This window comes from Gordonia sp. UBA7599 (assembly GCA_002477755.1).
Taxonomy (GTDB): domain Bacteria; phylum Actinomycetota; class Actinomycetes; order Mycobacteriales; family Mycobacteriaceae; genus Gordonia.
Genome location: DLKD01000040.1, coordinates 26,935 through 46,638, shown reverse-complemented (window position 1 = coordinate 46,638; position 19,704 = coordinate 26,935). Strand labels below are relative to the sequence as shown.

The 19,704-nt window shown below is 66.7% G+C and carries 19 protein-coding genes; 14 read left to right on the top strand and 5 right to left on the bottom strand.

What is annotated here, in order from left to right:
• On the top strand, window positions 1-1,563 hold a 1,563-nt coding region (locus B4L26_RS05585), incomplete at its 5' end, for an AAA family ATPase (protein ID WP_290716831.1).
• Window positions 1,564-1,825: 262 nt separating this feature from the next.
• On the opposite strand, the gene B4L26_RS05580 is transcribed toward B4L26_RS05585, so the two are convergent.
• The gene (locus B4L26_RS05580) at window positions 1,826-2,584 is read right to left on the bottom strand and encodes a hypothetical protein (protein ID WP_290716829.1); all 759 of its coding nucleotides are present in this window, start codon (window positions 2,582-2,584) and stop codon (window positions 1,826-1,828) included.
• Between the two features lie 226 nt (window positions 2,585-2,810).
• On the opposite strand from B4L26_RS05580, the gene B4L26_RS05575 reads away from it, so the two are divergent.
• Window positions 2,811-3,896, top strand: coding sequence for an alpha/beta hydrolase (locus tag B4L26_RS05575; RefSeq protein ID WP_290716827.1), 1,086 nt, complete (start codon window positions 2,811-2,813; stop codon window positions 3,894-3,896).
• 21 nt (window positions 3,897-3,917) lie between these two features.
• On the opposite strand, the gene kstR is transcribed toward B4L26_RS05575, so the two are convergent.
• Window positions 3,918-4,583, bottom strand: coding sequence for a cholesterol catabolism transcriptional regulator KstR (gene kstR / locus B4L26_RS05570; protein ID WP_290716825.1), 666 nt, complete (start codon window positions 4,581-4,583; stop codon window positions 3,918-3,920).
• A gap of 105 nt (window positions 4,584-4,688) precedes the next feature.
• Between kstR and B4L26_RS05565 the strand changes: the two genes are divergently transcribed.
• The 3 genes from B4L26_RS05565 to B4L26_RS05555 all read left to right on the top strand — a co-directional run bounded on the left by B4L26_RS05565 (window position 4,689) and on the right by B4L26_RS05555 (window position 8,159).
• Window positions 4,689-6,932: an acyl-CoA dehydrogenase gene (locus tag B4L26_RS05565; protein ID WP_290716822.1), complete on the top strand. Its 2,244-nt coding sequence runs from the start codon at window positions 4,689-4,691 to the stop codon at window positions 6,930-6,932.
• A gap of 88 nt (window positions 6,933-7,020) precedes the next feature.
• Window positions 7,021-7,605, top strand: a complete 585-nt coding sequence (locus tag B4L26_RS05560) for a hypothetical protein (RefSeq protein ID WP_290716820.1) — start codon at window positions 7,021-7,023, stop codon at window positions 7,603-7,605.
• Window positions 7,602-8,159 carry a hypothetical protein gene (locus B4L26_RS05555; protein WP_290716818.1) on the top strand — a complete coding sequence of 186 codons (558 nt, stop codon included), beginning with the start codon at window positions 7,602-7,604 and terminating at the stop codon, window positions 8,157-8,159. The genes B4L26_RS05560 and B4L26_RS05555 overlap by 4 nt, the downstream gene beginning before the upstream one ends.
• A gap of 25 nt (window positions 8,160-8,184) precedes the next feature.
• On the opposite strand, the gene B4L26_RS05550 is transcribed toward B4L26_RS05555, so the two are convergent.
• The 3 genes from B4L26_RS05550 to B4L26_RS05540 are packed head-to-tail and all read right to left on the bottom strand — an operon-like array spanning window position 8,185 to window position 10,622.
• Window positions 8,185-9,087 (bottom strand): alpha/beta fold hydrolase, encoded by a 903-nt coding sequence (locus B4L26_RS05550; RefSeq protein ID WP_290716815.1) that lies wholly within the window; start codon window positions 9,085-9,087, stop codon window positions 8,185-8,187.
• A complete protein-coding gene (locus B4L26_RS05545; RefSeq protein WP_290716812.1) occupies window positions 9,087-9,977 on the bottom strand; it encodes an alpha/beta fold hydrolase in 891 nt (296 codons plus the stop codon). The genes B4L26_RS05550 and B4L26_RS05545 overlap by 1 nt, the downstream gene beginning before the upstream one ends.
• Before the next feature lie 9 nt (window positions 9,978-9,986).
• On the bottom strand, window positions 9,987-10,622 hold the full coding sequence (locus B4L26_RS05540; protein WP_290716810.1) for a TetR/AcrR family transcriptional regulator: 636 nt from the start codon (window positions 10,620-10,622) through the stop codon (window positions 9,987-9,989).
• Between the two features lie 170 nt (window positions 10,623-10,792).
• Here B4L26_RS05540 and B4L26_RS05535 point away from each other — a divergent pair, with 170 nt between their 5' ends.
• From B4L26_RS05535 to B4L26_RS05495, 9 genes are all read left to right on the top strand, one after another.
• On the top strand, window positions 10,793-12,262 hold the full coding sequence (locus B4L26_RS05535; protein ID WP_290716807.1) for an aldehyde dehydrogenase family protein: 1,470 nt from the start codon (window positions 10,793-10,795) through the stop codon (window positions 12,260-12,262).
• 34 nt (window positions 12,263-12,296) lie between these two features.
• Window positions 12,297-13,190, top strand: a complete 894-nt coding sequence (locus tag B4L26_RS05530; RefSeq protein WP_290716804.1) for an SDR family NAD(P)-dependent oxidoreductase — start codon at window positions 12,297-12,299, stop codon at window positions 13,188-13,190.
• 22 nt (window positions 13,191-13,212) lie between these two features.
• Window positions 13,213-14,397, top strand: coding sequence for a cytochrome P450 (locus tag B4L26_RS05525; protein ID WP_290716801.1), 1,185 nt, complete (start codon window positions 13,213-13,215; stop codon window positions 14,395-14,397).
• A gap of 8 nt (window positions 14,398-14,405) precedes the next feature.
• On the top strand, window positions 14,406-14,597 hold the full coding sequence (locus B4L26_RS05520) for a ferredoxin (protein WP_290716798.1): 192 nt from the start codon (window positions 14,406-14,408) through the stop codon (window positions 14,595-14,597).
• A 117-nt stretch (window positions 14,598-14,714) separates the two neighbouring features.
• Window positions 14,715-15,506 (top strand): MlaE family ABC transporter permease, encoded by a 792-nt coding sequence (locus B4L26_RS05515; RefSeq protein ID WP_324550305.1) that lies wholly within the window; start codon window positions 14,715-14,717, stop codon window positions 15,504-15,506.
• Window positions 15,507-15,534: 28 nt separating this feature from the next.
• The gene (locus B4L26_RS05510; protein ID WP_290716796.1) at window positions 15,535-16,386 is read left to right on the top strand and encodes an MlaE family ABC transporter permease; all 852 of its coding nucleotides are present in this window, start codon (window positions 15,535-15,537) and stop codon (window positions 16,384-16,386) included.
• 2 nt (window positions 16,387-16,388) lie between these two features.
• Entirely contained in the window at window positions 16,389-17,591 is a 1,203-nt protein-coding gene (locus B4L26_RS05505; protein ID WP_290716793.1) for an MCE family protein, read from the top strand.
• Window positions 17,588-18,610 (top strand): MCE family protein, encoded by a 1,023-nt coding sequence (locus tag B4L26_RS05500; RefSeq protein WP_290716791.1) that lies wholly within the window; start codon window positions 17,588-17,590, stop codon window positions 18,608-18,610. Before B4L26_RS05505 ends, B4L26_RS05500 begins: the two co-directional genes overlap by 4 nt.
• A complete protein-coding gene (locus B4L26_RS05495) occupies window positions 18,607-19,704 on the top strand; it encodes an MCE family protein (protein WP_290716788.1) in 1,098 nt (365 codons plus the stop codon). Before B4L26_RS05500 ends, B4L26_RS05495 begins: the two co-directional genes overlap by 4 nt.

The following is a 19,704-nucleotide window of genomic DNA, read 5'->3' as shown; positions in this document are numbered from 1 at the left end:
CGCAAGTACATCGAGAAGGATGCGGCCCTGGAACGCCGATTCCAGCCGGTCCAGGTGGGCGAGCCCTCGGTCGAGCACACCATCGAGATCCTCAAAGGGCTGCGCGACCGCTACGAGGCGCACCACCGGGTGTCCATCACCGACGGTGCACTGGCCGCGGCCGCGTCGCTGGCCGACCGCTACATCAACGACCGGTTCTTGCCGGACAAGGCGATCGACCTCATCGACGAGGCGGGGGCGCGCATGCGCATCCGCCGGATGACCGCGCCGCCAGACCTGCGCGAGTTCGACGATCGCATCGCCGAGGCGCGCAAGGAGAAGGAATCGGCGATCGACGCCCAGGACTTCGAGAAGGCCGCGAGCCTGCGCGACAAGGAGAAGCAGCTCGTCGCGCAGCGCGCCGAGCGTGAGAAGCAGTGGCGCAGCGGCGACATGGACGTCGTGGCCGAGGTCGACGACGAGCAGATCGCCGAGGTCCTCGGTAACTGGACCGGCATCCCGGTCTTCAAGCTGACCGAGGAGGAGACGACGCGTCTGCTCCGCATGGAGGACGAGCTGCACAAGCGGATCATCGGCCAGGAGGATGCCGTTAAGGCGGTCTCCAAGGCGATCCGCCGCACGCGCGCCGGGTTGAAGGACCCCAAGCGCCCGTCGGGGTCGTTCATCTTCGCCGGCCCGTCCGGCGTCGGCAAGACCGAGCTGTCCAAGGCGCTGGCGAACTTCCTGTTCGGCGATGACGACGCGCTCATCCAGATCGACATGGGTGAGTTCCACGACCGGTTCACCGCGTCGCGGCTCTTCGGCGCGCCTCCCGGCTACGTCGGGTACGAAGAGGGCGGCCAGCTCACCGAGAAGGTGCGGCGCAAGCCGTTCTCGGTCGTGCTGTTCGACGAGATCGAGAAGGCCCACCCGGAGATCTACAACTCGCTGTTGCAGGTCCTCGAGGACGGCCGTCTCACCGATGGTCAGGGCCGCACGGTCGACTTCAAGAACACCGTGCTGATCTTCACGTCGAACCTCGGCACCTCCGACATCTCGAAGGCCGTCGGCATGGGCTTCTCGAAGTCCAACGACGGTGACTCGCAGTACGACCGGATGAAGCAGAAGGTCAACGACGAGCTGAAGAAGCACTTCCGCCCGGAGTTCCTCAACCGCATCGACGACGTCATCGTGTTCCACCAGTTGACGTCGGATCAGATCATCGAGATGGTCGACCTGATGATCGGCCGCGTCGAGAAGCAGCTCAAGGCCAAGGACATCGACCTGGAGTTGACCGACAAGGCCAAGTCGCTGTTGGCCAAGCGGGGCTTCGACCCGGTGCTGGGCGCGCGGCCGCTGCGTCGCACGATCCAGCGCGAGATCGAGGACCAGCTCTCGGAGAAGATCCTCTTCAACGAGGTCACCCCGGGCCAGATCGTCGTCGTCGACGTCGAGGATTGGGACGGCGAGGGCGACGGCGACGGTGCGAAGTTCACCTTCACCGGTTCACCCAAGCCGCGCGAGGTCCCCGACGCCCCGGCCGAGCTGACCGAGGTCGGCGACGCCAGCGGCGAAGCGGTCTAAGCTCACCGAAACCGATATCGGCCCGGCACCTGTGAGGTGCCGGGCCGACATCGTGTTCGGGGGAGGAGGTGGCGGGTAACCGGTTGCCACCAAGCCGACGCAGACAGGGCGAATAGGACGTAGACGGCAGCGGCCCGGTGCTTGCGTCATTGGGTCAGGGCGCCGTCGGTAGTCTCCCGAGGAAGCGGTCGGCGGGTGGGGTTCCGGTGACCTCGGCGAATCGACATGACCGGTACCTGCTCTCAGTGTTCGTGCATTGAGGTCAAGCTGCTATCGCTGCGTGCTCGCGGAGGTCGAAGTCATTGAGCAGGGGATCGTGTGCGGCGCCGAGGTAGCGCATCAGAACGAGCAGGGCAATCGCGTCAACGGCGAGCATCAACAAGCCGGCGGCCACGAGGTCGATGCGCATCACTCCACTGACACCGGGCAGGAACATGAGGGCCAGTGCGAGTGCGGCGCCGGCCTGCATCGGGATGGCAAGGGCAGTGAGCCGTGCGCGCCGCAACTGGGGAGCCGCGTGGGCGATGCCCACCCAGAGCAGCGCGCCGAAGATGAACAGTGATCCGGCCCAGGCCACGACATGGTCGTGCAGCGCAGTCGCGGCCGCTGCACCCAGATGCCAGTACCAGAGCGTGACTGCCGAGCCGATTGAGCCGACGAGCATCATCGGCACTGCGAACCGGTTGGGCAGGGGGCGGCGCAACGGCAGAGCTAAGGCGCAGGCGAGGGGTAGTGCGACGGCGAAGGCCTCGATGCCCGCCATGTAGGCGAGGTGACTCGACGCCAGGTCGAACGACGATCCGTGCCCGCCGTGGCCCATGTGGTGGCCGCCCATGATCCGGTCACCGAATCGGGTCGCAATGAACCAGCCGAGAGTCAGCTCCGCCGCGACCAGGGCGGTGACGGTGATGCGCTGGCGCCGGATCCGCCGTGCTGACACCTGTTGGGTGGACGGGCAATCGGGGGCGCGGAACCGGAGCAACCAGGAGAAGAAGGACACCAGAACGCTGCAGCAGGCCATCGCTTCCTCATCCTCTTCTGGGCGGAACTCGACCGCGCAATGTGATGTAGATCGACTCTAGTACCAATGGATGGTCTCACTCTCAAGCCAGGATGATGATGGCCGGAACCTGTCACAAAGCGGTTGCGAACCCGCAACGACGGCCCTCTCGGCTGGAACGTCGACGCTGCCCGCCCATACCCTTGAACTGTTACTGATGTGACTAGTGTGATTAAAGGGGTTTGTCATGGCTCTGCGCAGAGGACCGCGGCGCTCTGTCTTCTCGAGGCCGACCGTCTCGAAGCCGGCGTTCTCGTCGTCGGTGATCGGTGCCGCGGCGATTGCCGCGCTCGGTGTCGGCGTCGCGCTTGCGTTGCCGCACGTGGTGGATCCGGCGATCGCGGTCAAGCCGGTGGCCAAGCAGTCGTCGATCGATGCGGTCGTGCCCAGCCCCGGCCGCAAGGTCACCGTCGTCGTGTACTCCGCGGCGATGAACCGGCAGATCCCCGTCATCGTCCTGAAGCCGCGTGACGATAGCAAGCCGCGTCCGGTGTTGTATCTGCTCAACGGCGCCGGTGGAGGCGAGGACTCCGCCACCTGGGCGGACAAGACCGACTACGAGAACTTCTTCTCCACGAAGGACGTCTACGTCGTCACGCCGATAGGCGGCGCCTTCTCGTACTACACCGATTGGCAGCGCGACGACCCGGTGCTGGGTCGCAACAAGTGGCAGACCTTCCTCACCAAGGAGCTGCCGCCGCTGCTCAAGGACCAGTTCAAGACGAGTGGCGCCAACGCCGTCGCGGGTATCTCGATGGCTGGGACGTCGGTCATGAACCTGGCGATCTCCGCGCCCAAGTTCTACCGCTCGGTCGCCGCGTACAGCGGTTGCGCGCGTACGTCCGACCCGCTCGGCCAGGCATACATCCAGATGGTGGTGGGTGACCGCGGCCGAGGGAACGTCGTCAACATGTGGGGACCGGTCGGCGGGCCCGGCTGGATGGCCAACGACCCGTACCAGAACGCGCCGCGCCTGCGTGGGACCAAGATCTACATGACGACGGGCACCGGCATCCCCGGTCGCAACGACACCATGGGTGCCAAGCTGGTCGACAACAACCCGGTGGCGTTGGCCAACCAGGTGCTGGTCGGCGGACTGATTGAATCCGCGGTCAACCTGTGCACCCAGCAGATGGCGCAACGATTGGCGCAGCTGCACATCCCAGCGAAGGTCTACACCCGCCCCAACGGCACCCATTCGTGGACGTACTGGGAGGAAGACCTCAAGCGGACGTGGCCGATGATCGCCCGCGATCTGGGCGTCGCACCGTAGGGCGGCGTCGCACCGTACGGCTCAGGCCGCGCGGCCCTTCAGGAGAAGTCGGACGGTCAGCTCCATCCGGTTGGTGACGTCGGTCGCCGATGCGCGGCGGGTCAGCCACTGGACGAGGTTCGACATCCACACGTCGGCGATGACGCGGGCGATGGCGAGATCCTCCTCGTCGGGCTCGCGCTCGGCGCCCACGATGGCCCCGGCGAACAGCCTGTCGATGGTGCCGGCCACGTTGTCGACCTCGGCAGTTGCGGAGGCATCGGCGAACATGAAGGCGCGCGTCATCGCCTCGGTGAGCAGCGGGTCGCGCTGCATGGCGAACGTGATCATGTCCAGGACGGTGCGCAGACGCTCGACGCCGGTCTCCCCGGCAAGTTGGCTGCGGTCGACGCGGGCCTCGACGCGCTCGAACTCGCGCGACAGCGCGGTGACGAGCAGGTGGACCTTCGACGGGAAGTAGCGGTACAGGGTGCCGACGGCGACATCGGCCTTTTCGGCGACGGTACGCATCTGCACGGCGTCGTAGCCGCCCTTGGAGGCCAGAGCCAGGGTTGCATCGAGGATGCGACGGCGGCGCTCACGCTGCGCGGTCGAACCGCCAGTCGCGCCGGAGGCGGCGGAATCGTCGACCGCGGGCACGACGTCGCGCTCGTCGGCGTCAGCTTTGGCTGCTGCGCTTCGTGCCATATCTCGTCGGTCCTTTCGATCGCGGCTCTTCATTCGAAGACGGCCACATGGCATATTAGAACAGGTTCTAGTTAATCGTTTCAATACGACATGCAGGGGAATTCCGTGACAATTGCCACGTCAGCCGAGCAAATCGCGGTCTGCGAGGCCATCGCAGACTGGGCGGACGCCCGTGACACCACCGGGTTGGTCCGCGCCGAGCTCGACGATCCGGCCGACCGCTGGCGGACCCTCTGGCCTGAACTCGCCGAACTCGGCGTCTTTGCGGCAGCCGCCGACGAGGGCCGTGACGGCCTGGGGGCGCCTTTCGCCGACGTGGCCGCGATGCTGGCCGAATGCGGTCGGCGTCTCGTGCCCGGGCCCCTCGCCGCGACAGTGGCCGCTGCGGTCGCCGTCTCCCGCACCCCGGGGGAGCGGGCGCAGGAGCTGACGGCCGACATCATCGGCGGTGCACTGCCCGTCGTCGCGCCCGCCGACCACGTCACCTTCGGCCGCGACCTCCCGCCGGCCAACCCCGCCGGGCACATCGACCTGGGAGTGGTGCCCGGCTGGGTCCCCGATGCGGCGCTGCTGGTCAATCTGATCCTGCCCGGCCGGGGTACCAGGTGGTACTTGTTGCCACCGGGCGCCGGGAGCGAAGCGAGCGGGCCCAATCGATCCGGTTCGTCGACCGTCGAGGCGCAGGACTGCGACGGGATCGACGGCACGATGCGCTGTACCCGCGTAACTGTGACGCACCTGGATCTGGACGCCGCCATTGAATTGCCCCGCTCGGCCCGAGCCTCGTCGGTCCTCGCCGCCGGCAACACGGCCTACCAGTCCGGGGTGGCGAAGTGGTGTCTGGACACCGCCGCCGATTACGCCAAGGTCCGCACGCAGTTCGGTGCCCCGATCGGCTCCTTCCAGGCGGTCAAGCACATCCTCGCGGACATGCTCTGCCGCAGCGAGCAGCTCTCGGCCGCCGCCTGGGACCAGGCCGGCGCCGTGGACGACCTGTTGGCCGCCGGTGAGTCCGGCGACCTCGCTCTCGGCACGCAGGCCGGGTTGGCGACCCTCGTCGGCAACGTGCTAGTCGCCGACCTGCCGCTGGCCAACGCCAAGGACTGCATCCAGGTGCTCGGCGGTATCGGCTTCACATTCGAACACGACGCCCAGCTCTACTTGCGCTCGGCGTTGGCCGCGCGCGCCGCGCTCGACGGCGCATCGTCGGACCGCGTGCGCCTGGGTCAGTCCGCGATCGACGGGGAGCGGCGCCGATTCTCCGTCGACCTCTCCGACGTGGAGGACCAGCGCCCCGCGGTCCGCGCCACCGTCGAGCAGATTGCCGCCGCGCCGGAGTCACAGCGCCGCGCCGAACTGGCCCGCACCGGCTACCTGGCACCCCACTGGCCGGCGCCGCACGGACTGGGTGCCAGTCCCGCGATGCAGTTGTTGATCGACGCCGAACTCGAGGCCGCCGATGTCATGCGCCCCGACCTCGTCATCGCCGGGTGGGCCATTCCGACGATCCTCGAGCACGGCACCGCCGCACAGCGCGACCGGTTCGTCGCGCCGACGCTGGCCGGCGACATCACGTGGTGCCAGTTGTTCTCCGAGCCGGAGGCCGGCTCCGACCTGGCCGCACTGCGCACCAAAGCCGTGCGCGGTAGCGGACCCGACGGGCAGGAGGGCTGGCTGCTGACGGGTCAGAAGATCTGGACGAGCGCCGCCCAGGACGCGCAGTGGGCGGTGTGCTTGGCCCGCACTGACTCGGACCTGCCCAAGCACAAAGGGATCACCTACTTTCTGGTCGACATGGCCTCGCCCGGCATCGACATCCGCCCGCTGCGCGAAATGACCGGACGGGCGTTGTTCAACGAGGTCTTCCTCGACGACGTCTTCGTTCCTGACGATCTGGTCGTCGGAGAGGTCAACGGAGGTTGGCGCCTGGCGCGCACGACCCTGGCCAATGAGCGCGTTGCGATGGGCGGGTCGAGCCTGGGCAAGGAGATGGACGCACTGTTGCGCCAGATCGCGACGAGGAAGCTGCCGTTGTCGGCAGCCGAATCCAGCGAACTCGGCGAGCTGGTGGCACAGGCGCACAACGGACGGACCCTCGACGCCCGGGCGATCGCGGCCCGCCTGTCCGGACACGATCCGGGTGCCGCCTCGAGCGTGCGCAAGCTGATCGGCGTGACCCACCGCCAGTCGGTGCCGGACTTTGCGCTGCGGCTGCTCGGCGTCGACGGTCTTGTCGCCAGCGAGGCGTCGGAGCTGTTCCTGCTCAACCGCTGCCTCTCGATCGCGGGCGGCACGACGCAGATTCTCAAGACCGCGGCCGCCGAAAGAATCCTCGGCATGCCGCGCTAGGAATCAAGTCGTAATGCTTGACATCACCAAATCAAGTTGTAAGACTTGATTTGGTGATATCAAGTACCGTGACTTGAGGAGTGGGGCGATGTTCGTTGTCACCGCCGACCAGCGGGCGAGCCGGGCCAGTGCCGATCGGGTACCCGACCTGCTGCGCCACTATCGTGACTTGCCCGTAGTCCGAGGCTTCGAACGCACCGCCGGTGATGAAGTGGAAGCGGTGTTTGACGATCCAGCAATCGTGGGATCGGTCGTCGTCGACTTGGTCGCTTCCGGGTGCTGGTCGGTGGGCATAGGTATCGACGATGTCGATCAACCGCTTCCACGACAGACGCGAGCCGGACGCGGGCCGGCCTTCGAAGCTGCGCGCACAGCCGTCGAAGCGGCGAAAGGACGGCGCGTACCGCTGCAGGTCGTCGGACCGTCGGCCTGGTGCGTACACGCGCAGACCGCCGCCTGCTTGCTGGTCGATCTCGTCGCATCGCGCAGCGAGGCCGGTTGCGAGGCGGTGGCTCTCGTCGCCGCCGGTGACTCCCAGGCCAGCGCGGCAAAGAAACTGGGAATCAGTCCACAGGCCATGTCGCTTCGGCTGCGGGCCGCACGCTGGGATTTGCAGCCCGATAGTCAGACCCTCGTGACAGAGTTGCTCCGACGATGCGAGGAGGACCGATGATAGCCAGCATCCTTATGATGGCGGCGCTGCTGTTCGGCCTCGCAGGAATACCGGACCGCGCGCACCTAGTTCGGAATCCCGAGCGCAGCGACGCCGACGTCCGCCGTTTCGACGCAGTGATGGCTGGTGTCCTCGCAGTACTGCTGGCCGGTGCCGCGATTGTCGCCGCGCTCTCGACGGTGGTAACCGGCGTAGGTCTGGCAGCCGCGCAGATCATCGCTGTCTTCGTCGCCGGCGCCACCGGTGGGTATTTCGTCCGGACCGCACTCTCGATGGGCGGGATCCCAACGCGGAGCGAGAACTACGACGACCCCGACGGCGAGCCTCTCCTGCGCGGCGGACGGATCATCGGTGTGCTGGAGCGCACGGCAATCGCCGTCTGTCTCCTCGTTGGTTGGCCCGCCGGGCTCGCGGTGATACTGGGCGTCAAAGGCCTGGCCCGCTTCCCCCAATTGCGCGAGCACCACGCGAGCGAGCAGTTCATCATCGGCACCTTCGCCTCGGTCCTGTGGGCGTGCGCCGCGGCGGGGATTGGACATCTCGTCGGGGTTTGACTCAGGTTCGGTCGATAATTTTGACTCAGGTTCGGTCGATAATTCCGCGCAGAATGCCAGCCAACTCGACCGGCCGGTCGCTCTGGACCGAGTGGCCCGCACCCTCGACCTCGTGGACGCGCACATCGGCTGCGCGTGTCTGGAACTCCACGGCATCGTCGTCGCCGACAAACGACGACGCCGACCCGCGGATCAAGTCGAGGGGTACCCGCGCACCATCGACCTGCTCCCATAGCGGCGCGAAGTCGCTGAGCCCCGACAGGTCGTCGTAGCGCCATTCGAAGGCGCCGTCGATCGGGCGGCTGTTGGCGAGGACACCGCGGCGCACACTGGCACGGCTGCGCTGCGGGGACATCGCCGCGATGAGGTCGACCATCTCGTCGAAGTCGGCGAATCGGCGATTCTCGGCGGCGGCAAGGCTCGTCGTGCCGCGCTGCTGCGTCGACATCGCCTCCAGTCGCTGCGAGACCGACGGAGTGACGTCGACGATGACCCCTCGGCGGACCAGCTCAGGCGCCTCGCCGATAAGGGCGATCGTGGTCAATCCGCCCAGCGACATCCCGACGACGGCACTCGCGTCGGGCGCCCACGTGCGGATCAACGGCGCGAGCGTCGCTGCGGAGCGCTGCGGCGAGTAGTCGCGATCGGCCCGCCATGACGAGTGGCCGTGGCCGGGCAGGTCGATCGCCAGGGCGGGCACGCCGAGGGCCACCAGCACGGTGTCCCAGGTATGGGCGTTCTGCCCACCGCCGTGAATCAGGACGAGTTCGGGTGACTCCTCGCCCCACCGGATCGCGCTCACGCTGCCACCGTCGGCGGTTGTGGTGGTCAGTCGACACACCGGTGGGATCGGCCGTGCCGCATCGCCGAGCTCGTCGGCGATCTCAGTGAGGAACGCGAACTCGTCCTCGTCGTGCGCTCCGCCCATCACCGGGTCTGTGCGGCTCGGAAGAGGTCCAGGCGCGAACGGATCCGGCGTCGCAGGAAATCACCCAGTACAACTTCGAAAACAGCGTTGTCATCGCCGGCGACCATGTGGTGCGCACCGGCGACGGAGGCGAACTCCGCGTGCGGGACGACCTCGAGGAAGCGGGCGGAGTCGTCGATGCTCAGCACGTCGGACTCGCCGCCGCGCACGAGCAGCGTCGGGAGGCGCAAGCCCGAGGCGGCGGCGCCCAGGCTCGCCGGATCGATGAGCGGGTCGCGCTGCACGGCCTGGTCGGAAGCGTTGGCCAGGAACGCCGGATCCCAGTGCCAATACCAGCGGCCGTTGCGAAGCCGGAGGTTTTTCCGCAGGCCGTCGTGGTTTTTCGGACGGTCGCGGTGCGGCTGGTAGCGGGCTACGGCATCGGCGGCCTCGTCGAGGTCGGCGAAACCCTCGGCCGCCCGGTCGGACATGAAGTCGCGGATGCGGGCGGTTCCGCCGGGCTGCAGAAAGGGCGATACGTCCACCAGCACGAGTCCCAGCGCGAGGTCCGGGTGGCGACCGAGTGCGGCGAGCGAGGAGTTGCCGCCCAATGAAGCGCCGACCAGCACCGGTGGGCGCCCGAGGTATTCGACGATCTTGACGACGTCGTCGGCAAACCGGTTCAGTCCGTAGTCGCCGGTGGGCGACCAGTCGCTGTCGCCGTGGCCGCGCAGGTCGACGGTGATCGTCGACCAGCCGTCGCCCGCGAGCTCGCGCGCCGAGCGCCCCCACGAGTGCCGGGTCTGTCCGCCACCGTGCAGGAAGACGATCGGTGTATCGGCCGGATCGCCGTACTGGTCGGCGATCAGCTTGACGTCGGTGGAGGTGATGACGACCTGGTTCTCACTCACAATCGGACCTTAGCCCTCCTGTCGGAATCCCGATCCGAGAAGGACGAAGCGGGCCAACGTGCGCTTGGTGGTCTCGATGTCATCGGACGGGGCGAGCAGTCCGCGGCTGCCCAGGACGGTGCCCATGACCAGTGCCATGGCTAACCGCACCGAGGTCCGCAGGTCCTCGGTGGCACTCGTCTCCGACAGCACTATGTAGTCCATCACGCCCGCCAACAGCGCATCCACACACCGCTCAAGGGGAGGGGTGGAGTCCGGTGCGGGCTCCTGTGCGCCGTCGTCGGCAGCGGCGCTGACGGAGGCCAGCGAGATCAGGATCCGGTCGTTGGCGTCGAAGATGTCGTAGAGGCCGGAGATGAACCGGAGCGTGACGTCGAACGGCTCCTCGTCCACGGTCGTGGCTATCGACGCTGCGTAGTCCCGGATGAAGTCGACGACGGGGGCCACGGCGGCGGCCTCGAAGAGGGCGGGCTTGGTGGGGAAGTGGCGGAAGACCGCGGATTCGGTGACGCCAGCCCGTTGCGCGATCGTCCGCACGCTGGTGCCCGCCAGGCCGGTCTTGGCGAACTCCTCGTACGCGGCGTCGGTGATCAGGCTCTTGACCTGCTGTGTCGATCGCCGCTTGCGCAGCGGGCTCGCGTCCATAAGGAGAGTTTCGCACAGTTTTCCCGTTAGGGAGTAACACTCCCTTGACTCGATAAGACTCTTTATAGTTAAATCATTCGTGAGATTGAAATCACACCCCCAGCCCGGGATGTAGGCGCAGACCAGAGAGTTCGCCCCGCCCCGTGGCCACTACTCAACGAGGAGTACTCATGGCGGCAACGCAGCCCGAGGGTCGGCTCTACATCGCCGGGGAGTTCCGCGACGCGCGGTCCGGCAACACCTACCCGGTGATCAACCCGACCGACGAGTCGGTGATCGCGCTGGCCGCCGACGCCGGGGTCGAGGACCTCGAAGATGCCATCGCCTCGGCGCGTGGGTTCGCCGACACCTCGGACTGGGGCAATGACCGCGACTTCCGCAAGAAGTGCATGCTCCAGTTCCAGGACGGCCTGCGGGCGCGACAGGCTGAGTTCGAGGACCTCCTCGTCGCCGAAGCGGGCGTCGCGCGTGCCAACATGCTCACCCACGTCGGGTTCATGATCGAGGGGATGGACTTCTTCAATGACCTGATCACGTCCTTCCCGTGGGAGGAGGACCTCGGGCCATGGGAGATCCTCGGCAACCTCAGCGAGCGGCAGGTCCGCTACGAGCCTTACGGCGTCGTCGGCGCCATCACTCCGTGGAACGCCCCGTTCATGACCGCCCTGTGGAAGGTCCACCACGCGCTGGCCACGGGTAACGCCGTCATCCTCAAGAGCGCCCCCGACACCCCGCTCACCGCAGCCCTGATGGCGAAGGTCATCGACGAGGCCACCGACGTCCCGAGCGGTGCCTTCCACACGCTGAGCGCGTCGGACAAGGGGACCATCGGAGACGCGATGACCGCCGATCAACGCTTCGACCTCTACCACTTCACCGGTTCGCCCGGCGTCGGCCAGCGGATTGCCGAGCGCGCCGCGAACGGCATCCGGCACACCGTGCTCGAACTCGGCGGCAAGTCGGGCAACATCCTGCTACCCGACGCCGACCTCGACATGGCCTGCGGCCTCGGTGTCGCGATGTGTATGTCCAACAGCGGCCAGGGCTGTGCGCTCGCGACCCGCATGATCGTGCATGCGAGCATCTACGACGACGTCCTGGCCCGCCTGGAGATGATGGTCGGGCACCTGCCGTGGGGCGACCCCAACGATCCGGGGAACCTGGTCGGACCGATCATCCGCCTCGAGCAGCTCGAGCGGATGGAGGGGCTGGTCAAGCGCGCCGAGGCCGATGGCGCCCGCATCCTCGTCGGCGGCAAGCGCGGTCCGCAGGACAAGGGCTTCTGGTTCGAGCCGACCGTCCTCGTCGACGTCGACGAGAACGCCGAGATCGCCCAGACCGAGGTGTTCGGCCCGGTCCTGTCGGTCATCAAGTACGACGGTGACGACGACGAGGCCGTGCGCATCGCCAACAACACCCGTTACGGCCTGTCCGGCTACGTCCAGTCCACGAACGAGGAGCGCGCCTGGGCCGTGGCCCGCAAGCTCCGGGCCGGCACTGTCAACATCAACAACTCCTTCTACCTCTCACCCGACGCACCGTTCGGCGGCTTCGGGATCAGCGGCGACGGAGTGGAGCACGGCGTCGCCGGTTTCCGCGAATACCTGCGGATCAAGTCGATCGCCAGCCCGAGCCACTGACAACCACCACCACATCTTCGAGAGGACTCTCACCATGCGTATGAAGGACAAGGTTGTTGCCATCACCGGCGGCGGATCGGGACTCGGACGCGAAGGCGCCCTGATGTTCGCCGCAGAGGGGGCGAAGGTCGTCGTCAGCGACATCGTGCCCGGGCGCTCCCAGGCCGTCGTCGACCAGATCGTCGCGGCCGGCGGCACCGCATCGGCCATCGAGGCCGATGTGCGCGTCGAGGCCGATATGAACGCACTCGTCGAGAAGACGGTCGAGGACTACGGACGGATCGACGTCATGTGGGCCAACGCCGGAATCCCCGAGCCCGGCTTCGGTATGCAGCCGCTGCACCAGTCGTCGCTGGAGGACTGGAACAACATCTTCGCGGTCAACACGACCGGCATCTACCTGGCCTTCCGGGCGGCCGCGCGCTGGATGATCGACAACAAGCGCCCAGGCACGCTGCTGGCGACCTCGTCGGCCGCAGCGTTCACCGCTTACCCCGGCTTCCCGATGTACGCGGCGTCCAAGGCCGCCGTCAACGGGCTGGTCCGCGCCGCGTCGCTGGAGTTCGGGAAGTACGGGATCCGCGCGAATGCGATCTGTCCCACCCACGGCATGTCGGTGAACTTCGCACTGCCCGGAGACGCCGAGGTGTTGGGCAAGTCCTACGAGGAGATGATGGGCGAGTGGAACCCGGACAACCGCGCGATGCCGCTGCGGGTGGACACCCCGCCGGTCATCCGCGACAACGCGAACCTGGCGCTGTTCCTCGCCTCGGACGAGTCGCGCTACACCACCGGGCAGTCGATCGCCTCGGCTGACGGCGGCCAGTTCGCCCGCACCTCGATCATCTTCCCGACCGACCTGGGTCAGAGTGAGGACATCACCTCCGGCGCCATCCCCGACGAGCTGCGCGACCAGATCGACCGCTGATCGCGGCCACTGGGAGGACTACATGGATACGACGACGCGATTCGACCCCCGGATCTCTGGGTTGTCCCAGCAGGTCAAGGATCTGGCGAATCCGCAAGAGGTGTACAGCGCGAAGGCGCGCGACGTGCGCGCCGAGCACATCGACGGGGCGCTGCACCTGTACCGCCACGAGGACATCCTCGCGCTGAACAAGCACCCTGATGTCTTGGGCAACGGCGGGCGCGGCGGCAGCTTCGGCCACGATGCCCGGCTGATCCCGCTGGAGATCGACGGTCCCGACCACCGCAAGTGGCGCCGCCTGCTCGACCCGATGTTCGCACCGCGCCAGATGATGCGTCTGGAGAGTCAGATCCGTGACCTGTCGCGCGAGCTGATCGGCACCGTGCGCGAGGCCGGTGGCGGCGACCTACACGATGCGCTGGCCGTCCCGCTGCCGTGCCAGACGTTCCTCGGGCTGATCGGCGCGCCCGTGGAGGACCTCGACTTCTTCCTCGAGTTCAAGGAGGGCGTCTTGCACCCGAAGGGTGCGACGACCGAGGAGATCGACGCGAACATGGCTCTCGCCGGTGCCAAGCTACTCGAGTACTTCGACGGATTCCTCAAGGACAAGCGCAAGACGGCCGACAAAGACGAGGACGTCATCGCCGAGTTGATGCGGGCGGAGTTCGACGGTGAGCCGATCAGCGAGATGGACCTGATCAACGTCCTCTTCCTTTTCATGTTCGCCGGTCTGGACACCGTCACCGCGTCGATGTCGTGTCTGGTCGCCTGGTTGGGCAAGAACCCCGGCCGCCGGGCCGAGCTCATCGCCGATCCGGATCTGCTGCGCCCGGCGATCGAGGAGCTGCTGCGCTACGAGGGGCCGGTGCCGTCGGGCATGCGCTACCCCGAGACCGACGTCGACCTGGGCGAGGGCCTCATCGTCGCGGCCGGCGAGCAGGTCAACGCCTTCTGGGCCGCGGCCAACGTCGATCCGACCTATCACGTCGACCCGTTGACCGTGGATTTCCACCGCGAGAAGACCAGCCACATGACCTTTGCCGCGGGCCCGCACCGCTGCCTCGGTTCGCACCTGGCCAGGCTCGAGTTGAAAGTGGCGCTGGAGGAACTCTTCGCCATGGTCCCCGACTTCACCGTCGACACCAGCAACCTCCGCTACGACAATGTCGCGGTCCGGACCGTCACCAGCATCCCGGTGACGGTGTAGGGGCCGGTATGAAAGTGCGATTGGAGCCGGACCGGTGTGTCGGACATGCGCAGTGCTTCGCCGTCGACGAGGATCTCTTTCCCGTCGACGATGCGGGCTACTCTGCGGTCACCGTCTTCGAGGTGACGCCCGAGAACGAGGATCGGGTCCGACGTGGGGTCAGTGCGTGCCCGGAGCACGCGCTGGTGATCGAGGAATAGCCGGGCATACTGCCGGTCCACAAGGGGAGGGTGAGATCTGATGGTGTTCGACCTGGTCGATCCGATTCTGTACGTCGTCAAGGCGATCGCGTACCTGCTGTTCCAGCAGAGGCTGCCGTGAGCGCGGGGACCAAGTCCGCGGCTCGTGCGCCGTGGTACGCGCCTTTCGTCACCGCGGCGGGAGGCTTCTTCGGCCTGTCCTTCGCGGCTGGGCGCTGTCTGTTCCGCCGGCCGTTCTACTGGCGCGAGGCGCTGGACCAGGCCTGGTTCCTGGTCACGGTGGCCCTGCTCCCGACCATCCTGGTCGCGCTGCCCTTCACAGTGCTGGTGATCTTCACCCTCAACGTCCTGCTCGTCGAGTTCGGCGCGGCCGACTTGTCGGGGGCGGGGGCAGCACTGGGCTCGGTCACTCAGATCGGCCCGCTGGTGACCGTGCTGATCGTCGCGGGTGCCGGTGCCACCGCCATTTGCGCGGACCTGGGTGCCCGGACCATCCGCGAGGAGATCGACGCGATGGAGGTCTTGGGCATCGATCCGGTGCACCGGTTGGTGGTGCCGCGCGTCGTCGCGTCGTGCGTGGTGGCCCTGCTGCTCAACGCGCTAGTCGTCGCCATCGGCCTCGTTGGCGGATTCTTCTTCTCCGTTTACGTCCAGCACGTGAGCCCGGGGGCCTACGTCTCGAGTCTCACCCTGGTCACGGGCCTTCCCGAAGTGATCATCTCCGAGATCAAAGCCGGCACCTTCGGGCTGATCGCCGCGCTGGTGGCCTGCTATCGCGGGTTGACGGTCAGCGGCGGTCCGAAAGGCGTCGGCACCGCGGTCAACGAGACCGTCGTCTATGCCTTCATGGCGCTCTTCGCGGTGAACGTGGTCCTGACCGCGGTCGGAGTGAAGGCGACGGCCGGATGAGTGCGCGCACGACTGGGGGAGGTGCGAGGTGACTGATGTTTTGGCGACCCGTTATCCACGGGCGGCGCGTCGGGTCGGGGCGCCCGAACGATTCTTGAAAAACCTCGGCCGGCAGGCGGTGTTCTACCGCGATGCCGTCCGTCAGATCCCGCACGCCCTGCGCTACTACGCGACCGCGGTCCTGCAGTTGATCGCCGAGATCGGCATGGGTACCGGTGCGCTGGCGATCATCGGCGGCACCGTGGTGATCGTCGGGTTCATGACCTTCTCCGCCGGCACGCTGCTGGCGATCCAGGGGTTCGCCTCGCTCGGCGACATCGGCGTCGAGGCACTCACCGGGTTCTTCGCCGCCTTCATCAACGTGCGTATTGCCGCACCGGTTACCGCCGGTATCGCACTGGCCGCGACGATCGGCGCCGGTGCGACCGCACAACTGGGCGCCATGCGGATCTCCGAGGAGATCGACGCGTTGGAGGTGATGGCCATCAACTCGATGTCCTACCTCGTTTCCACGCGCCTGATCGGCGGCGTCATCGCCATCATCCCGCTGTACTCGGTGGCGGTCCTCATGTCATTCCTGGCGTCGCGCTTCTACACGATCTTCATCAACGGGCAGTCGGCCGGCGTGTACGACCACTATTTCTCGACTTTCCTCAGACCCAGCGACCTGGTGTGGTCGTTCGCCCAGGCCATCCTCATGGGTCTGGTGGTGATGGGTATCCACTGCTACCACGGCTACAACGCCGCCGGCGGCCCCGCAGGCGTGGGTGTCGCGGTGGGCCGTGCAGTGCGGTCCTCGCTCATCGCTGTCGTGATCGTGTGCTTGCTTGTGTCGCTAGCGATCTACGGCACCTCCGGCAACCTGAACCTGGCGGGCTGACGATGGCCGACACGTCGACCCGCAGCCACTGGCACGAGCCGCGCTACGCCGTGGCCGGCATCGTGATGCTGGCCGTTCTGGTGGCGGTCGTCGCGCTCTCGTTCTCCGCCTTTGCCGGCCGCTTCGAACGGACCAAAGAACTCGTCGTCGTCAGCGACCGTGCCGGTCTCGTCATGGATCCCGGGGCCAAGGTGAAGATGCACGGGGTGACCGTCGGCAAGGTCGCCGCGGTCAACACCGACGGCCGACTCGCCCGGATCACCCTGGCCATCGAGCCGTCGCAGTTCGGGTTGATCCCTGCCGATGCCTCGGCGCAGATCAAGGCGACCACCGCGTTCGGCGCGAAGTACGTATCCCTGCAGGCCTCCGATTTCGGCGGCCCGAAGGTCACCAACGGGCAGACCATCAAGGCGCTCAACGTGACGACAGAGGTCAACACGCTGTTTCAGAGCCTCGTCGGTGTCATGGACTCGATCGACCCGGCGAAGCTCAACGCGACGCTGAACGGGATCTCACAGGCGTTGAGCGAGCGCGGGCCCAAGCTGGGACAGCTGATCACCGAGGGCAACGCCGTCCTGTCCGAGATCAACCCGCTGATGCCGACGATCACCGACGACCTGCGGCGGTTCACCGCGGTGGCCGACACCTATGGCGACGCCGCCGACAACATCGTCACCATGCTGAGCAACGCCACCGTCACGTCGCGGACCATCGTCGACGAGCAGCGCAACCTCGACGCCCTGCTCGCCTCGGCGATCGGTCTGGGCAACTCTGGTTCCGATCTCCTCAAGGCGACCGGCACGAAGATCGTCGACGTCGCGCGGCTACTCGTCCCGACCACGGGCCTGCTGTTCAAGTACTCACCGAGCTTCAAGTGCGTCGCCGATCAGGCGTCGTACAACCTCGACTACGGCATGGGGCGCTTCGGCGGCAACACCACCGATTACTCGCTGGACCTCGACGTCGCGCTGCTCTTCGGTGACGACAGCTACGTCTACCCCAAGCACCTGCCGAAGGTGAACGCGAAGGGCGGGCCGAAGGGTGCGCCTGGCTGCTACTCGCAGATCACCGCGACCAACTACCCGACGCCGTACCTGGTCACCGATACCGGTTACAGCGAGGAGGCGTCGACGAGCCTACGCCCGGGGACGAACTTCTTCATCGAATACATCACGGGGATGATCGTGAACAAGGCGGGGAAATGAAGTCCACGGCCACGGCGGTGAAGTTCGCCGCGTTCGCAGCGGTCATGTTGATGATTCTGCTCGCGCTCGTCGTCGTCTTCGGGCAGATGCGCTTCGGGCCGACCAACGTCTACACCGCGCGGTTCACCTCCGCGTCAGGTCTGCATCCTGGTGAGGTTGTGCGCATCGCCGGTGTCGACGTCGGCCGCGTGAAGGATGTGAAGGTCGTCGACGGACGCAGCGCCGACGTGCGGTTCAGTGTCGATTCCTCCGTGCCGCTCACGAAGGCGACGCGGGCACTGATCCGCTACCAGAACCTGATCGGGGACCGCTTCCTGGAGCTCAAGGAGGGCGAGGGCGCCGTCACGCCGCTGGCGGACGGGGCGTTCATCCCTGTCACCAACACGAGCCCCGCACTGGATCTCGACGCACTCGTCGGCGGCTTCCGACCGCTGCTCAAGGCGGTGAACTCCCAGCAGGTCAACGCCCTGTCGGAGTCGTTGGTGCAGGTGCTGCAAGGGCAGGGCGGATCGATCGAGGCCATCCTGGCGCAAACTGCGGACTTCACCAACGGTCTGGCCGACCAGGACAAACTGATCGGATCGGTCATCACCAACTTGAACGAGGTGCTCGGCGTCTTCGAGAAGCGCAATGCCGAATTCGACACCGGGGTCGACAAGCTGTCCCAACTCATCAAAGGCCTCGCCGCCGATGCGCCGGGTTTCGCGAACTCGGTGGCCGGCATTTCCAACGCCTCGCGCAGCGTCGCGTCCCTGCTGGACCAGAGCAACGCCGACATCAGCCAGAACGTCGTCGAGTTGGGGCGGGTGTCGAAGGTCGTCAACAACGACTACGCCTACGTCGACCGGTTGCTCGGGGAGCTGCCCGAGAGCTATCAGAAACTGAGCCGACTGGGCCTGTACGGCAGCTTCTTCACCTTCTACCTGTGTGATGCGACGCTGAAGCTCAACGGCCCGGCCGGCAACCCGGTCTACATCGACATCGTCGGCCAGCGGGCGGGGAGGTGTGCGCCGCTATGAGGTGGATTCCCAACCCGCTGCGCGTGGGCACGATCGGCATCATCACCACCGTTATGGTCATCCTGGCGGGTCTGAACTACGACGCGCTGCCGCTAATCGGCGCGCACCGGATCTACGGCGGCCACTTCGCCGACACCGGTGGCCTCAAGGTCGGCGATGACGTCCAGGTCGCCGGGGTCACCGTCGGGAAGGTCGAGGACGTCCGCATCGACGGCGACGCGGTGCGCATCGACTTCTCGTCGACGACCCCCGTCGGGGACCGTTCGGAACTGGCGATCAAGACCCAGAGCGCACTGGGCCGCATGTTCCTCGATGTCTCCGTCCTCGGCGACCGTCCGCTGGCTTCGAATTCGGTGATCCCGTTGTCGCGGACACAGTCGCCCTACCTGCTGACCTCCGCGCTGGGCGACCTCACGGTCAACACGAAGGACCTCGACGCCGAGCAGTTGAAGGCGGCGATGGCGACGCTGAGCGACACGATGGAATCGGTCGCCCCGAGTCTGGGTGCGGTGCTGACAGGTGTGAACCGGCTCTCGACGACGATCGGCTCACGCGACGACGAGATCGAGAAGCTGCTGAAGAGTGCCGCCGCGATGAGCGATGTCCTGGGCAAGCGCAACGAGCAGATCAATGGGCTCATCCTGGCGGGCGGGCAGTTGTTCGGCGCGTTGCAGAGCCGCCGCCAGGCCATCGACCTGCTGCTGACCAGCGTGCGGTCGGTGTCCGACCAGATCAAGGTCCTCGTCGACGACAACGAGGCGCAACTGAAGCCGACGCTCGTCGAGTTCGAGCGCCTCATCACCTTGCTGGAGAAGCATCGCGGCGACATCACCAAGTCGGTGAAGCCGCTCCAGCAGTACGCGACCTCCCTGGGGGAGTCGGTGGCCAGCGGCCCGTTCTTCAGCGCCTACGTGATGAATCTGCTGCCCGGCCAATTCCTCCAGCCGTTCATCGATGCGGCGTTCGAGGAGCGGGGCTACGACTTGAGCAAACTCGGCCAGACGACCTTCCCGGTGCCGTGCGGTGACAACAAACCGGTCCCGCGGAACAAGGACACGTGTAGGCGGGGCATCCCGAGAACGGACGGGGGCTAG

Coding starts and splice junctions, on each gene's coding strand:
- B4L26_RS05580 (WP_290716829.1), bottom strand. CDS start 2,584: ATGGCCTGCTGCAGCGTTCTGGTGTCCTTCTTCTCCTGGTTGCTCCGG.
- B4L26_RS05575 (WP_290716827.1), top strand. CDS start 2,811: ATGGCTCTGCGCAGAGGACCGCGGCGCTCTGTCTTCTCGAGGCCGACC.
- kstR (WP_290716825.1), bottom strand. CDS start 4,583: ATGGCACGAAGCGCAGCAGCCAAAGCTGACGCCGACGAGCGCGACGTC.
- B4L26_RS05560 (WP_290716820.1), top strand. CDS start 7,021: ATGTTCGTTGTCACCGCCGACCAGCGGGCGAGCCGGGCCAGTGCCGAT.
- B4L26_RS05555 (WP_290716818.1), top strand. CDS start 7,602: ATGATAGCCAGCATCCTTATGATGGCGGCGCTGCTGTTCGGCCTCGCA.
- B4L26_RS05550 (WP_290716815.1), bottom strand. CDS start 9,087: ATGGGCGGAGCGCACGACGAGGACGAGTTCGCGTTCCTCACTGAGATC.
- B4L26_RS05540 (WP_290716810.1), bottom strand. CDS start 10,622: ATGGACGCGAGCCCGCTGCGCAAGCGGCGATCGACACAGCAGGTCAAG.
- B4L26_RS05535 (WP_290716807.1), top strand. CDS start 10,793: ATGGCGGCAACGCAGCCCGAGGGTCGGCTCTACATCGCCGGGGAGTTC.
- B4L26_RS05530 (WP_290716804.1), top strand. CDS start 12,297: ATGCGTATGAAGGACAAGGTTGTTGCCATCACCGGCGGCGGATCGGGA.
- B4L26_RS05525 (WP_290716801.1), top strand. CDS start 13,213: ATGGATACGACGACGCGATTCGACCCCCGGATCTCTGGGTTGTCCCAG.
- B4L26_RS05520 (WP_290716798.1), top strand. CDS start 14,406: ATGAAAGTGCGATTGGAGCCGGACCGGTGTGTCGGACATGCGCAGTGC.
- B4L26_RS05505 (WP_290716793.1), top strand. CDS start 16,389: ATGGCCGACACGTCGACCCGCAGCCACTGGCACGAGCCGCGCTACGCC.
- B4L26_RS05500 (WP_290716791.1), top strand. CDS start 17,588: ATGAAGTCCACGGCCACGGCGGTGAAGTTCGCCGCGTTCGCAGCGGTC.
- B4L26_RS05495 (WP_290716788.1), top strand. CDS start 18,607: ATGAGGTGGATTCCCAACCCGCTGCGCGTGGGCACGATCGGCATCATC.